The organism is Salmonella sp. SA15303 (genome assembly GCF_029962125.1).
GTDB classification, from domain to species: Bacteria; Pseudomonadota; Gammaproteobacteria; order Enterobacterales; family Enterobacteriaceae; genus Salmonella; species Salmonella enterica.
Genome location: NZ_CP123924.1, coordinates 4,101,876 through 4,115,798 on the forward strand (window position 1 = coordinate 4,101,876; position 13,923 = coordinate 4,115,798).

Below are 13,923 nucleotides of genomic sequence, written 5' to 3' on the forward strand. Positions count from 1 at the left end.
AGACTATGACCCCGATTGCAGTTACCCTACTTACCGGTTTTCTTGGTGCCGGCAAAACCACCCTACTACGCCATATCCTCAACGAACAACATGGTTTTAAAATCGCCGTTATCGAAAACGAATTTGGCGAAGTCTCCGTTGACGATCAACTGATTGGCGATCGCGCCACACAGATCAAAACCCTGACTAACGGCTGCATCTGCTGTACCCGCTCCAACGAGCTGGAAGATGCGCTATTAGACCTGCTCGACAGCCGCGACCGCGGCGATATTGCTTTCGACCGCCTGGTGATTGAATGCACCGGCATGGCTGACCCCGGCCCGATTATTCAGACCTTTTTCTCCCATGACGTATTATGCGAACGCTACCTGTTAGACGGCGTGATTGCGCTGGTCGACGCGGTGCACGCTAACGAGCAGATGAATCAGTTCACCATAGCCCAGTCGCAGATAGGCTACGCCGACCGCATTCTGTTGACCAAAACCGACGTGGCAGGCGACAGCGAGAAACTGCGCGAGCGGCTGGCGCGTATCAACGCCCGCGCCCCGGTTTACACCGTGGTACACGGCGATATTGACCTGAGTCAGTTGTTTAATACCAGCGGCTTTATGCTGGAAGAGAACGTGCTGGCAAGCCAACCGCGTTTCCACTTTATTGCCGATAAACAGAACGATGTATCGTCAATTGTGGTGGAACTGGATTACCCGGTGGATATCAGCGAGGTGTCGCGGGTGATGGAAAACCTGCTGCTGGAATCAGCGGATAAACTGCTGCGTTACAAAGGGATGCTGTGGATCGACGGCGAACCCAACCGCCTGCTGTTCCAGGGCGTGCAGCGCCTCTACAGCGCCGACTGGGACAGACCGTGGGGCGACGAAACGCCGCACAGCACGCTGGTATTTATCGGGATCCAGTTGCCGGAAGACGAGATCAGAGCGGCATTTGTGGGGTTAAGGAAGTAACCATTAAGCGCTTATCTGGCCTGGCGGGAATTTGTAGGCCGGATAAGGCGCAGCCGCCATCCGGCATCTTCGGGCTATTTCTTATTTTGCTCGCGCAGCATCGCCTCGCGCAGAATGGCATTGAGCCGCGTCTGGTAGCCTTTTCCTGGCCGTTTCAGCCACTCCATCACATCGGCGTCAATACGCACCGAGGCCTGAGTTTTTAACGGGCGAAAAAACTTACCACGCACTGCTTCAGACCACTGCCCATCCTCCGAAGCGGGAATGTCGCTGTAATCAATCTCATCATCTGATTTTTTCGCCAGCGCCTTCAGTTCAGCCTCATGCTGAGCACTCAGCGCGGATGCGTTGCCGCGTTTATGTTTAACCATGCTCATAACGATTCCTCTCTTTTCTGTCTGCCTTGCGGGCGCTGATGATACGGATAACTTCAAAACCACTTTCGAACCGAACGCTATGAGCAACCAGAATGACCACAATGCCATGAACAAGGCCGAGGGTCTGCCAACGATATTCTCCATTCTCATAACGCTCCTGACGTGACAGGTGTCGGGGATCGTCAAACACCAGTACCGCATCCTCAAAACGGACACCGTGCTTCCTCAGGTTGCTTTTAGCCTTGTTCGCATCCCATTCAAACTCCATCGGCATGTGTTTTCCCTAATTGTACATACAAAAATGTATATACAATTATCTTACGATTATACCTGGATTGTTGGAAATAGCTTCACAATTTGTGTATTCGAGATAAAAGGAAATTGACCAGAAGAGTAGGCCGCAGAAGGCGCAGCCGCTATCCGGCATGGGTTTAGGCTGATACGCAGCCATAGAAAGTCACGTGATTTCTGGGCGAGAGGAAACACAGGTGCCCACAACGTGGTCCATCTCAATTACCCGCAATCAGGTTCCAGCGTTACCACTACTCAAAGTAATCCATATCGAGCTTTGGCAACTTGAGTAAACGTGAGGATACGCCAATATCATTATCAATCATCAGATGCACCAGCCTGTCGCCATCCACCAGCACCAGACCTTCAACTTTGTTAGCATAGTCTCTGGCATGCGCCGTAAAACCTGAGGTGGTAATAAAGACGCCACGTTTCACTTTTTGCTCAGGCAATGCGCCATAAAAGCCCCTGACTTCAGCGCTCCCGACGGTGCCTTTCCAGCGTTTGGCCTGAACGTAGACTTTTTCCAGCCCGAGCTTATCGAGAGAGATAATACCGTCAATGCCGCCATCGCCGGTTCCCCCTACGCGCTGCAAATCACCGCGATGGCCGCCATATCCCAGGCGGTGCAACACATCTAACACAATCACTTCAAAACGCGCCGGCGAAACCTGAAGCAGGTTCTCCAGCAATTCTTCGGCAACAGATTCACGAATCTCATTGAGCGCTTGCTCCAGGCGATCGTCCGGGCTGCTTCTGGCAAGCTCATCATCCTCAATCGATTCTGGCTGTGGATCTAACGCCACCGCATCTGCCAGCTTACTGAGCTTTACGCCGTTAAAATCACAAGCAAAATGACTCACTTCCAGCTCGGTCATCGGCTGCGGATGCGAGGCAACCCAGCTCATTCCCGCTGGTGTTAAACACCATTTTCCCCGGGATAGGCTCTGCGATAACCCGGCGCGTTTGAGACGATCGTGCGCCCAACCGGTGCGGTTCTGGTACGTCAGTTGTCCACTGGTAATCACCTCTGCACGCTGCTGCTCATCTAACCCAAGCATTTCGGCTGCAGCTTCACGCACTTCTCTGACCAAAGCGCCCTCGGGTCGAGTGGCCAGAAAACGCAACACTGGTTCAATAAATTTGTCATATGTTGGAACAGCCATAAATCCATCCCTGCTATTGATATAGATTAGATACCCCGCCGGAGAACGATACTCTTCAGGAAAACATTAGGAAAGAAGCAGTTACTCTCTGATTGTTCGTTGATCACACACAATATGAAGTCTACCATGGGTCTGTTATTTTCCCTTTACGGCACAGGGTAATAACGTCTTCCCGCTCAGGAACCGGATAGATAAAAATGAACAAATCTAACTTCGACTTTCTCAAAGGCGTCAACGACTTCATTTACGCCATCGCCTGCGCGGCGGAAAACAACTATCCGGACGATCCTAATACCACTCTGATAAAAATGCGCATGTTTGGCGAAGCCACCGCGAAACATCTCGGCCAGTTGCTGGATATACCGGCCTGCGAAAACCAGCATGACCTGCTGCGCGAACTGGGCAAGATTGCGTTTATTGATGACAGCATCCTTTCTGTTTTCCATAAGCTGCGCCGTATCGGTAACCTGGCCGTCCACGAATTTCATAACGATCTGGACGATGCCCAGATGTGCCTGCGGCTCGGGTTCCGCCTCAGCGTCTGGTACTACCGGCTGGTGACCAAAGATTACGATTTCCCGGTGCCGATGTTTGTTCTGCCAGAACACGGCGAGAATCTTTATCACCAGGAAGTGCTGACGCTGAAACAACAGCTGGAACGTCAGGCGCAAGAGAAAGTACAAAGCCAGGCCGAACTGGAAGCTCAGCAGCAAAGACTGGTTGCGCTCAACGGCTACATTGCCATCCTTGAGGGCAAACAGCAGGAAACCGAAGCCCAGACCAAAGCGCGTCTGGCCGCGCTGGAGGCACAGCTTGCAGCAAAAGATGCCGAACTGGCGAAGCAAACCGAACAGGAACGTAAGGCCTATCATAAAGAAATCACCGACCAGGCTGTCAAACGCACGTTGGAACTCAATGAAGAAGAGAGTCGCTTCCTGATCGACGCCCAGTTGCGTAAAGCGGGCTGGCAGGCAGATAGCAAAACGTTACGCTTTGCCAAAGGCGCTCGCCCGGAACCCGGCGTCAATAAAGCGATTGCCGAATGGCCAACAGGTACAGATGAAACGGGAAAAACAGGCTTTGCCGATTACGTATTGTTCATTGGCCTGAAGCCCATCGCCGTCGTTGAAGCGAAACGCAAAAATACCGATGTCTCCAGCAAGCTCAACGAGTCTTACCGCTACAGTAAATACTTCGATAACGGATTTTTACGCGACACGCTGCTGGAGCACTACGCTCCCGACGAAGTGCATGACGCCGTGCCGGAGTATGAAATCAGCTGGCAGGACACCAGCGGTAAACAGCGCTTTAAAATCCCCTTCTGCTACTCCACCAACGGGCGCGAATACCGCGCGGCGATGAAGACCAAGAGCGGTATCTGGTATCGCGACGTCCGCCACACCACCAACATGTCGAAAGCGCTGCCGGAATGGCATCGCCCGGAAGAGCTGCTGGATATGCTGGGCAGCGATCCGCAGAAACAAAATCAGTGGTTTGCCGAAAATCCCGGAATGAGCGAACTCGGCCTGCGCTATTACCAGGAAGATGCCGTCCGCGCGGTGGAACAGGCTATCGTAAACGGTCAGCAACACATCCTGCTGGCAATGGCGACCGGTACCGGTAAAACCCGTACCGCCATTGCTTTAATGTTCCGCCTGATCCAGTCGCAGCGTTTCAAACGCGTGCTGTTCCTGGTTGACCGTCGCTCGCTCGGCGAACAGGCGCTGGGGGCGTTTGAAGACACGCGCATTAACGGCGACACCTTTAACAGCATTTTTGATATCAAAGGGTTAACCGACAAATTCCCGGAAGACAGCACCAAAATTCACGTCGCCACGGTGCAGTCACTGGTCAAGCGCACGCTGCAATCCGATGAACCGATGCCGGTTGGCCGCTACGACTGTATCGTGGTCGATGAAGCGCACCGTGGCTACATTCTCGATAAAGAGCAGACCGAAGGCGAGCTGCAGTTCCGTAGCCAGCTGGATTACGTTTCCGCCTACCGTCGCATTCTCGATCATTTCGACGCGGTAAAAATCGCCCTGACCGCCACGCCAGCGCTGCACACGGTGGATATTTTCGGCGAGCCGGTTTACCGCTACACCTACCGTACGGCGGTAATCGACGGTTACCTGATCGATCAGGATCCCCCTATTCAGATCGTCACCCGCAACGCACAGGACGGGGTCTATCTTTCCGAGGGTGAACAGGTGGAACGCCTGAACCCACAGGGCGAGCTGATCAACGACACGCTGGCCGACGATCAGGATTTTGAGGTCGCCGATTTTAACCGTGGCCTGGTGATCCCGGCGTTTAACCGCGCGGTATGCGGCGAGCTCACCAAATACCTGGATCCCACCGGGCAGCAAAAAACGCTGGTGTTCTGCGTCACCAACGCCCATGCCGATATGGTGGTTGACGAGCTGCGTAGCGCGTTTAAGAAAAAGTATCCGCAGCTTGAGCACGACGCGATCATCAAGATCACCGGTGATGCCGATAAAGACGCGAAGAAAGTGCAAAGCATGATCGTCCGCTTTAACAAAGAGCGGCTGCCCAATATCGTAGTCACCGTCGACCTGCTGACCACCGGCGTGGATATCCCGTCTATCTGTAATATTGTGTTCCTGCGCAAAGTCAAAAGCCGCATTCTCTACGAGCAGATGAAGGGCCGCGCCACGCGTCTGTGTCCGTCAGTAGGGAAAACCAGCTTTAAGATTTTCGACTGCGTGGATATCTACAGCTCGCTGGAAAGCGTCGATACCATGCGCCCGGTGGTTGTGCGTCCGCAGGTGGAGCTGCAAACGCTGGTCAACGAAATTACCGACTCAGAAACCTACAAAACCATCGAAGCGGATGGCCGCAGTTTTGCCGAACACAGCCATGAACAGCTGGTCGCTAAGCTGCAGCGGATTATCGGTCTTGCCATCTATAACCGCGATCGCAGCGAAGCGGTAGATAAGCAGGTCCGCCGTCTGGACGAACTGTGCCTGGATGCCGCGGGCGTTAACTTTGGTGGTCTGGCTTCGCGCCTGCGGGAAAAAGGGCCGCACTGGAGCGCCGAGATTTTCAATAAGCTTCCCGGCTTTATCGCCCGTCTCGAAAGGCTGAAAACCGATATCAACGCCCTGCGTGAGGCCCCCATTTTCCTCGATATTGACGATGAGGTGGTAAGCGTCAAATCGCTGTACGGCGACTACGACACACCGCAGGATTTCCTCGAAGCGTTCGATGCGCTGGTGCAGCACGCCCCGAACGCCCAGCCCGCGTTGCAGGCGGTGATCAATCGCCCGCGTGACCTCACCCGTAAAGGGCTGGTGGAATTGCAGGAGTGGTTTGACCGCCAGCATTTTGAAGAGTCGTCCCTGCGCAGCGCGTGGAAAGCGACGCGCAACGAAGATATTGCCGCCCGCCTGATCGGCCATATCCGCCGCGCGGCGGTGGGCGATGCGCTCAAACCGTTTGACGAGCGTGTCGATCACGCGCTGGCGCGTATCAAGGCCGAGAACGACTGGAGCGACGAGCAGATAAACTGGCTCGACCGTTTAGCGCAGGCGCTGAAAGAGAAAGTGGTGCTCGACGACGACGTCTTCAAAACCGGCAATTTCCACCGTCGAGGCGGTAAGCCAATGTTACAGCGCACCTTTGATGACAACCTCGACAGCGTGCTGGATAAGTTCAGCGATTACATCTGGGACGAACTGGCTTAAGAGGGTATCATCCCCGTTTTCGCCGGATGGCGGCGATGCCTTATCCGGCCTACACCTAACCCTGTAGGCCTGATAAGCGAAGCGCCATCAGGCATCTGAAACGCTCAATCACTTTTGCGACCCACAATGGTGGTCGCCATGTCAAATAGGATCTTCAATGAACAATAACGATCTGGTCGCCAAGCTGTGGAAACTGTGCGACAACCTGCGTGACGGCGGCGTCTCCTATCAAAACTACGTCAATGAACTCGCCTCGCTGCTGTTTTTGAAAATGTGCAAAGAGACCGGCCAGGAAGCGGACTACCTGCCGGAAGGCTACCGCTGGGATGACCTGAAATCGCGTATTGGCCAGGATCAGATGCAGTTCTACCGCAACCTGCTGGTTCAGTTAGGCTCAGATGAGAAAAAGCTGGTGCAGGCGGTATTCCATAATGTCAGCACCACCATTGAGCAACCCAAACAGCTGACTGAGCTGGTCAGCTATATGGATGCGCTGGACTGGTACAATGGCAACCACGGGAAATCCCGCGACGACTTCGGCGATATGTACGAAGGGCTGCTGCAGAAGAACGCCAACGAAACCAAATCTGGCGCGGGCCAGTACTTCACCCCACGCCCGCTGATCAAAACCATTATCCATCTGCTGAAACCGCAGCCGCGTGAAGTGGTGCAGGACCCGGCGGCGGGTACGGCGGGCTTTTTGATTGAAGCTGACCGTTACGTGAAATCACAGACTAACGATCTGGATGACCTTGATGGCGACACTCAGGATTTCCAGATCCACCGCGCGTTTATCGGCCTCGAACTGGTGCCCGGCACCCGCCGTCTGGCGCTGATGAACTGTCTGCTGCACGATATTGAAGGCAACCTCGACCACGGCGGCGCTATCCGTCTGGGCAACACGCTGGGCAGCGACGGTGAAAACCTGCCGAAGGCACATATCGTCGCCACCAACCCGCCGTTTGGCAGCGCCGCGGGCACCAACATTACCCGTACCTTCGTGCACCCGACCAGCAACAAACAGCTGTGCTTTATGCAGCATATTATTGAAACCCTGCACCCCGGCGGCCGCGCGGCGGTGGTGGTGCCGGATAACGTGCTGTTTGAAGGCGGTAAGGGCACCGATATTCGTCGCGACCTGATGGACAAATGCCATCTGCACACCATCCTGCGTCTGCCGACCGGTATCTTTTACGCCCAGGGCGTCAAAACCAACGTGCTGTTCTTTACCAAAGGCACGGTCACCAATCCGCATCAGGATAAAAACTGCACCGATGACGTGTGGGTGTATGACCTGCGGACCAATATGCCGAGCTTCGGCAAGCGCACGCCGTTTACCGAGCAGCATCTGCAGCCGTTTGAAACTGTCTACGGCGAAGATCCACACGGCTTAAGTCCGCGTGAAGAAGGGGAGTGGAGCTTTAACGCCGAAGAGAGCGAAGTCGCCGACAGCGAAGAGAACAAGAACACTGACCAGCACCAGGCCACCAGCCGCTGGCGCAAGTTCAGCCGCGAGTGGATCCGCAGCGCAAAATCCGATTCGCTGGATATCTCCTGGCTGAAGGATAAAGACAGCATCGACGCCGACAGTCTGCCGGAGCCGGACGTGCTGGCGGCAGAAGCGATGGGCGAGCTGGTACAGGCGCTGGGCGAACTGGATGCGCTGATGCGCGAGCTGGGCGCGGGCGATGAAGCGGATGCTCAGCGTCAGTTGCTGAATGAAGCGTTTGGCGAGGTGAAGGCATGAGTGGGGGGAAATTGCCGGAGGGGTGGGCTACAAGCACAATCAATGAAATGTGCAACCTCAATCCCAAACTTAAACTTGATGATGATTTAGATGTTGGATTTATGCCGATGGCCGGTGTTCCAACAACCTATTTAGGTAAATGTAACTTTGAAACCAAAAAGTGGAGTGAAGTAAAAAAAGGATTTACTCAATTTCAGAACGATGATGTTATTTTTGCCAAAATCACGCCATGCTTCGAAAATGGAAAAGCTGTTGTAATCAAAGAATTCCCTAACGGCTATGGTGCCGGTAGCACTGAATATTATGTTCTTCGGTCTATTAATGGGTTAATTAATCCCCATTGGTTGTTTGCTTTAGTTAAAACTAAAGATTTTTTAACTAATGGAGCACTTAATATGTCCGGTTCAGTCGGACATAAACGTGTTACTAAAGAATTTCTTGAGAACTATGGTGTTCCTGTCCCACCTCTTGCCGAACAAAAAGTCATCGCCGAAAAACTCGATACGCTGCTGGCGCAGGTAGACAGCACCAAAGCACGTCTTGAGCAAATCCCACAAATCCTGAAACGTTTTCGCCAATCAGTGATAGTTGCAGCAGTAAACGGGCAACTGACAAAAGAACTTCATAAAAAAAATAAATTCAAGTTAACAGAATTGAATATTTCTATTCCATCTTTATGGAAAATCAGTGAGATTGGTCAATTTGCTGATGTCAAAGGTGGCAAGAGATTACCTAAAGGTGAATCATTAATAGCTGAGAATACAGGGTTTCCATATATTAGAGCAGGGCAGCTAAAAAATGGAACTGTTCTTCCTGAAGGACAACTATACTTAGAAGAATATATACAAAAAAGTATTTCTAGATATACAGTCTCATCTGGAGATCTTTATATAACTATTGTTGGTGCATGTATTGGTGATGCTGGTATAATTCCAGATGTTTATAATAATGCAAATTTAACTGAAAATGCTGCCAAGATATGTAATTTAAACGAAAATATTTTCAATAGATTTCTTTCTTTATGGCTGAGAAGTAGTTATCTTCAGGATATTATCAATTCAGAAATAAAATCAGGAGCTCAAGGGAAGTTGGCTTTGGCAAGGATAAAATCACTCCCATTGATACTACCACCACTCCAAGAACAACACGAAATCGTCCGCCGCGTCGAACAACTCTTCGCCTACGCCGACACCATTGAAAAGCAGGTCAACAACGCCCTGACCCGCGTCAACAGCCTCACCCAGTCGATCCTGGCGAAGGCCTTCCGCGGCGAGCTGACCGCCCAGTGGCGTGCGGAAAACCCTGAACTTATCAGCGGTGAAAACAGCGCCGCCGCCCTGCTGGAAAAAATTAAGGCCGAACGCGCCGCCAGCGGCGGTAAAAAAACCTCGCGTAAAAAAGCCTGACCTTTATTTTCAAGCGCACCTTCCCGGTGCGCTTTTTATTATTTCCCCGCAATCATAACCATCAAAAATATATCCAGTTTATTCCTGAACATTCCCATTACAGTCTATTTTCAGCTGGACTTTTCTTTTATTTACTGATGTTATGTACAGGTATTTAGCGCGATATGGCCGTGCGGGAACACGGCCATATCGCTCATCACAATCACTATTTTAGGGAATAGCCATCATGACTACCGTCCATTCTATTGCAGATCCGTGCGATCCAGAAGTCTCCCCAACAAATAACCGTCACCTTACCGTGAGTTATGCGAGTCGTTATCCGGATTATACCCGCATTCCCGCCCTCACCATGAAGGGCCAGTGGCTGGAAGCCGCCGGTTTCGCCACCGGTACCGAGGTGGATGTGAGGGTGATGAACGGCTGTATTGTGCTGACGGCACAGCAGCCGCAACCAGAAGAAAGCGAGTTGATGCAGTCGCTGCGCCAGGTGAGCAAGCTATCGGCGCGTAAGCAAAAGCAGGTGCAGGCGTTTATCGACGTGATGGCAGGTTCTAAGTAAACGCATAAAATAAATATCCTCCGGCATAGCCGGAGGTTTTTCAGATGCGCCTATAAGGCTCTCTTACCAGCCGCGCCCTAACAGGCGCATACGATCTGACATTTGCATCAAACTTCGTTACTTACGGCCCGTAAACGGGCTGCCCGGATACGGGATCGATAATTGCTCACCCATTTTATCCTCTTCAAGCTGGTGCTTTATGTAGTCCTGTATCTTCGCCGTGTTCTTACCCACCGTATCGACATAGTACCCTCTGCACCAGAACTCCCTGTTCCTGTATTTGAATTTTAGATCCCCAAACTGCTCGTAAAGCATCAGACTACTTTTACCCTTCAGATATCCCATGAAACTCGACACACTCATCTTCGGCGGGATCTCCAGAAGCATGTGAATATGATCTGCACAACATTCTGCTTCCAGAATTCGTACGTTTTTCCATTCACACAATTTTCTTAATATGCTGCCTACTGCCCTACGCTTCTCTCCATAGAACGCTTGTCTTCGGTATTTGGGCGCGAAAACTATGTGATATTTACAGTTCCATCGGGTGTGCGCTAAGCTCTTTTCGTCCCCCATTGGGACCCCCTTTTGATTTCTTGTTGAACTTTTGCAGTTGCCAGACCGCAAGATGTTTTAACAAATCAAAAGGGGTTTTAATAACTGGCTTAAAGCTGAAAGCTTTCCGGAACCCCCAGCCTAGCTGGGGGTTTTCCATAGACAACAATAAGCTGGCAAAGAACCCTTGCCAGCTTTAATTATAATTCATATCAATGAGTGAAGGAAAATCATGCGGCTAAAAGTAAAAGAAAACATTACGCTTTGGAGAAATGAAGGTTTAATTGCTTATGTCGCCCTTGGATTTCTATGTACTTTTTTTATGGAGGTCAACGCTCTATTACCATACTATCTTCAGCAAAGTATATTTTTCGAAACGCTGATGAGCTACATGGCCTTCAATACGTTATTTTCGCTTGCTTTATCTGAGATTTTTTTTGCGATGTTGGTAGTTATTTGTCATAACACTAAACTGGAAAAGATCACAAATAGTATTTTGCAAGAGTTGCATAAAAGAATTATGCAAGGTTCTTTCATTATATCCTTCTTATGCTTCGGAATATTTCTATTTTGTGTGATGGCATTCTGTATTGGTTCGCTAACAATAAATAATAATTACTATGGGAAACATGTCATAAATTTTGCTTGCCCATTTGTTTTATTTCTATCTTTTCCTTATCTTATACATAAGGGTATAACAATCCTGTGTACTCTATTAAAAGCATTTCCCAAACACAAAATTCATGCAGCAATAATAATATTATTGATAATTGCAGCAGCGATTATCATCCCTGGCATATTTAACAAAAAAGAAAAAATGACTATAACCATTGATAAGGAAAAATATCATGCGATTGAGCAAAAAACCAAAATAAAACCAGAAAAATACATTGAGAAAAAGATTAATGATATTAATATAAATGATATAAAATAGTGAGCACGCATAACATAAGGGCATAGTAATATATCATAAAATCCTTTAATTACTATTGCCCTTGAATAGATTCACTATTCCACATCCTTCCTTTCCAACCCGATATCCCTTAACTGCTCGTCACTCATTCGTCGCAGCGCCTGACAGGCCCGCTTACGCAGCCACCACCTTTTTAGCGCCCGTCTGAGCTGCACAAAGCCAATGAATGGTTGTCTGGGGCGGTTCTCGTAAAATTCCATACCGGCCTCCGCATAGAACAGAAAATGCGGGCATCATGAATGTCTGTACAAACAATACCGGGATAAAAAGCACGGTTAGTGCAACGTGGATAAATAAGGAGGGCAATTGAGGGGGTTTTGTTCGCTTATTTCGTTCTGATTTAAGATCCGCGTCCTTCGCTGCAAAAAGCCAGGCCCCTCCCGATTTCAGAGGGGCAACAGGGATTAGCGGCGCACCACTACCAGCTTCTGGTTCACAAACTCCTTAATCCCCAGATCCGATAGCTCGCGTCCGAAGCCCGAACGCTTAACGCCGCCGAACGGCAGCTCCGCTGCGGTGTCGGTCAGCCAGTTGATATAAACCATCCCGGTTTCAATCCGGGAGGCCATGCGTTTAGCGCGTTCGATATTCTGACTAAACACCGCACCGCCCAGGCCGTAGTGGGAATCGTTGGCGAGTTTTACCGCCTCGTCATCGTCTTTCACCACATACATCTGCGCCACCGGGCCGAAGAACTCTTCAAAGTACGCCGGGTTGTCACGCGTAATATGGGTCAGAATGGTCGGCTCAAAGAAGTTGCCTTTGCTTTCCAGCGGCTTGCCACCAACGTGCAGCGTCGCGCCATTTTTCACCGCTTCCTCGACCTGTCTGGTCAATGTTTCCAGCGCATCTTTCGACGACAGCGGCCCCAGTTCGGTAGAAGCGTCCATCTGATCCCCCACCTTCACCTTCCTGAACGCCTCGGTGAACTGGCTGAGGAATTGATCGGCGATTTTCTCATGCAGGATAAAGCGCTTCGCCGCCGTACATACCTGCCCCGCATTAGTGAGCCGTGCCTGCACGCCAATTTTCACCGCTTTCTCAAGATCGGCATCGTCCAGCACGACGAACACATCGTTCCCGCCCAGTTCCAGCGTCGATTTTTTAATGTGCTTCGCCGCCTGTGCCGCCACGGCGCTCCCCGCTTTTTCAGATCCGGTGAGCGCCGCGCCCTGCACGCGCGGGTCGGCGATGATGTTCGCCACCTGATCGGAGGAAATAAACAGGTTGGTCCATGCGCCTTCCGGCGCGCCGGCTTCACGCACCAGATGGGCAAACGTCTCGGCGCAGTGCGGTACGATGCTGGCATGTTTCGCCAGCACCGGGTTACCTGCGGCCAGGTTCGGCGCCAGCACACGCATCAACTGATAGTACGGGAAGTTCCACGGCTCAACAGCCATGATGACGCCAATCGGATGATGTTCTACCCACGCGTCGCCAAACTCGGTTTTATAAGGCACCGGGGCAAGAAACTGCTTCGCTTTATCCGCATAATAGCGAGCGATCTGCGCACACAGTTTGACTTCGCCACGGCTCTGCTCGATGAGCTTGCCCATCTCCTGGCTGGCGATTTTTGCCAGTTCTTCAACACGGCTGTCGATCAAGTCAGCCAGCTTATGCAGTACCGGCAGACGTTGGTCAATCTCTCCTTTGGACCAATCGGAGTGATAGAGCGCGTCAGCTTTTTGCAGCGCGGCTTCAATATCCGCGTCCGTGTGCGGGGGGTACTCTTTAATGAGCTGATTATTGGCAGGATTCACTGTCTGGTAAGCCATATCACATGTCTCCTTGTTATCGTCATTAAGGCAGCCGTAAATGCCGCTCAGAACAATAAGGGTAGTAGAGATGGCTGGCGCTATCGGTAAAGTTCGGTATATTCGTGAGGTTATCAGCGATAATTATAGAGAGCGTTGCCCGGCGGGCACCGGGCCTGCAACATTCAGACTGGAACCGCGTTAGTGGCTAACATCCTGAAGCTCTTCAGCCGTAAGGCCGGTGAACCGCTGGACAGTCTCGCGGTCAAGTCCGTCCGCCAGCATCTGTTTGGCGATACGCAATGCGGCAACGCGCTGACCTTTTTCCAGCCCTTCCTCCAGACCAACCTGTCTTCCTTGCCGTTCCCCTTTTCTGCGATCCGCTGCGCGGATCCTCTCTATCAGCGTCATCAGTCTCTCCTTAGT

At 51.3% G+C, this 13,923-nt stretch carries 13 protein-coding genes; 7 read left to right on the top strand and 6 right to left on the bottom strand.

Annotation, left to right across the window (positions count from 1 at the left end; all coding sequences use genetic code 11):
• The first annotated feature begins 5 nt into the window (after positions 1 to 5).
• On the top strand, positions 6 to 962 hold the full coding sequence (gene yjiA, locus QEN31_RS20185; protein ID WP_000187839.1) for a GTPase: 957 nt from the start codon (positions 6 to 8) through the stop codon (positions 960 to 962).
• A 74-nt stretch (positions 963 to 1,036) separates the two neighbouring features.
• Here the strand turns inward: yjiA and QEN31_RS20190 are convergent, their stop codons facing one another.
• From QEN31_RS20190 to QEN31_RS20200, 3 genes are all read right to left on the bottom strand, one after another.
• A complete protein-coding gene (locus QEN31_RS20190; protein WP_000063142.1) occupies positions 1,037 to 1,339 on the bottom strand; it encodes a BrnA antitoxin family protein in 303 nt (100 codons plus the stop codon).
• Positions 1,326 to 1,613, bottom strand: a complete 288-nt coding sequence (locus tag QEN31_RS20195) for a BrnT family toxin (protein WP_001131963.1) — start codon at positions 1,611 to 1,613, stop codon at positions 1,326 to 1,328. Before QEN31_RS20195 ends, QEN31_RS20190 begins: the two co-directional genes overlap by 14 nt.
• Positions 1,614 to 1,881: 268 nt before the next feature.
• Complete coding sequence (locus tag QEN31_RS20200; RefSeq protein ID WP_000290512.1) at positions 1,882 to 2,796, bottom strand: restriction endonuclease; 915 nt, start codon at positions 2,794 to 2,796, stop codon at positions 1,882 to 1,884.
• A gap of 197 nt (positions 2,797 to 2,993) precedes the next feature.
• Between QEN31_RS20200 and hsdR the strand changes: the two genes are divergently transcribed.
• The 4 genes from hsdR (at position 2,994) to symE (ending at position 10,215) form a co-directional block, all read left to right on the top strand.
• Positions 2,994 to 6,503 (top strand): type I restriction-modification system endonuclease, encoded by a 3,510-nt coding sequence (hsdR, locus tag QEN31_RS20205; protein WP_001043484.1) that lies wholly within the window; start codon positions 2,994 to 2,996, stop codon positions 6,501 to 6,503.
• 157 nt (positions 6,504 to 6,660) lie between these two features.
• Positions 6,661 to 8,250: a type I restriction-modification system methyltransferase gene (gene hsdM, locus QEN31_RS20210; protein WP_001063190.1), complete on the top strand. Its 1,590-nt coding sequence runs from the start codon at positions 6,661 to 6,663 to the stop codon at positions 8,248 to 8,250.
• Positions 8,247 to 9,656: a restriction endonuclease subunit S gene (locus QEN31_RS20215; protein WP_000014001.1), complete on the top strand. Its 1,410-nt coding sequence runs from the start codon at positions 8,247 to 8,249 to the stop codon at positions 9,654 to 9,656. The genes hsdM and QEN31_RS20215 overlap by 4 nt, the downstream gene beginning before the upstream one ends.
• A 226-nt stretch (positions 9,657 to 9,882) precedes the next feature.
• Complete coding sequence (symE, locus tag QEN31_RS20220; RefSeq protein WP_001520547.1) at positions 9,883 to 10,215, top strand: endoribonuclease SymE; 333 nt, start codon at positions 9,883 to 9,885, stop codon at positions 10,213 to 10,215.
• 117 nt (positions 10,216 to 10,332) lie between these two features.
• On the opposite strand, the gene tnpA is transcribed toward symE, so the two are convergent.
• Positions 10,333 to 10,791 carry an IS200/IS605-like element IS200F family transposase gene (tnpA, locus tag QEN31_RS20225; protein ID WP_000502119.1) on the bottom strand — a complete coding sequence of 153 codons (459 nt, stop codon included), beginning with the start codon at positions 10,789 to 10,791 and terminating at the stop codon, positions 10,333 to 10,335.
• A 211-nt stretch (positions 10,792 to 11,002) separates the two neighbouring features.
• Between tnpA and QEN31_RS20230 the strand changes: the two genes are divergently transcribed.
• Positions 11,003 to 11,704, top strand: a complete 702-nt coding sequence (locus QEN31_RS20230) for a hypothetical protein (protein WP_001237610.1) — start codon at positions 11,003 to 11,005, stop codon at positions 11,702 to 11,704.
• A 74-nt stretch (positions 11,705 to 11,778) separates the two neighbouring features.
• On the opposite strand, the gene yjiS is transcribed toward QEN31_RS20230, so the two are convergent.
• Positions 11,779 to 11,943: a DUF1127 domain-containing protein YjiS gene (gene yjiS, locus QEN31_RS20235; protein ID WP_000397917.1), complete on the bottom strand. Its 165-nt coding sequence runs from the start codon at positions 11,941 to 11,943 to the stop codon at positions 11,779 to 11,781.
• Between yjiS and QEN31_RS20240 the strand changes: the two genes are divergently transcribed.
• Positions 11,910 to 12,053 carry a hypothetical protein gene (locus tag QEN31_RS20240; RefSeq protein WP_001595639.1) on the top strand — a complete coding sequence of 48 codons (144 nt, stop codon included), beginning with the start codon at positions 11,910 to 11,912 and terminating at the stop codon, positions 12,051 to 12,053. The two genes, yjiS and QEN31_RS20240, sit on opposite strands and share 34 nt — an antisense overlap.
• A 94-nt stretch (positions 12,054 to 12,147) precedes the next feature.
• Here the strand turns inward: QEN31_RS20240 and QEN31_RS20245 are convergent, their stop codons facing one another.
• Entirely contained in the window at positions 12,148 to 13,518 is a 1,371-nt protein-coding gene (locus tag QEN31_RS20245) for an NAD-dependent succinate-semialdehyde dehydrogenase (protein ID WP_000331411.1), read from the bottom strand.
• Between the last annotated feature and the right edge of the window lie 405 nt (positions 13,519 to 13,923).

What these genes read in the sequence shown, in the direction of transcription:
- yjiA (WP_000187839.1), top strand. Translation starts at nt 6, where the DNA reads ATGACCCCGATTGCAGTTACCCTACTTACCGGTTTTCTTGGTGCCGGC.
- QEN31_RS20190 (WP_000063142.1), bottom strand. Translation starts at nt 1,339, where the DNA reads ATGAGCATGGTTAAACATAAACGCGGCAACGCATCCGCGCTGAGTGCT.
- QEN31_RS20195 (WP_001131963.1), bottom strand. Translation starts at nt 1,613, where the DNA reads ATGCCGATGGAGTTTGAATGGGATGCGAACAAGGCTAAAAGCAACCTG.
- QEN31_RS20200 (WP_000290512.1), bottom strand. Translation starts at nt 2,796, where the DNA reads ATGGCTGTTCCAACATATGACAAATTTATTGAACCAGTGTTGCGTTTT.
- hsdR (WP_001043484.1), top strand. Translation starts at nt 2,994, where the DNA reads ATGAACAAATCTAACTTCGACTTTCTCAAAGGCGTCAACGACTTCATT.
- hsdM (WP_001063190.1), top strand. Translation starts at nt 6,661, where the DNA reads ATGAACAATAACGATCTGGTCGCCAAGCTGTGGAAACTGTGCGACAAC.
- QEN31_RS20215 (WP_000014001.1), top strand. Translation starts at nt 8,247, where the DNA reads ATGAGTGGGGGGAAATTGCCGGAGGGGTGGGCTACAAGCACAATCAAT.
- symE (WP_001520547.1), top strand. Translation starts at nt 9,883, where the DNA reads ATGACTACCGTCCATTCTATTGCAGATCCGTGCGATCCAGAAGTCTCC.
- tnpA (WP_000502119.1), bottom strand. Translation starts at nt 10,791, where the DNA reads ATGGGGGACGAAAAGAGCTTAGCGCACACCCGATGGAACTGTAAATAT.
- QEN31_RS20230 (WP_001237610.1), top strand. Translation starts at nt 11,003, where the DNA reads ATGCGGCTAAAAGTAAAAGAAAACATTACGCTTTGGAGAAATGAAGGT.
- QEN31_RS20240 (WP_001595639.1), top strand. Translation starts at nt 11,910, where the DNA reads ATGGTTGTCTGGGGCGGTTCTCGTAAAATTCCATACCGGCCTCCGCAT.
- yjiS (WP_000397917.1), bottom strand. Translation starts at nt 11,943, where the DNA reads ATGGAATTTTACGAGAACCGCCCCAGACAACCATTCATTGGCTTTGTG.
- QEN31_RS20245 (WP_000331411.1), bottom strand. Translation starts at nt 13,518, where the DNA reads ATGGCTTACCAGACAGTGAATCCTGCCAATAATCAGCTCATTAAAGAG.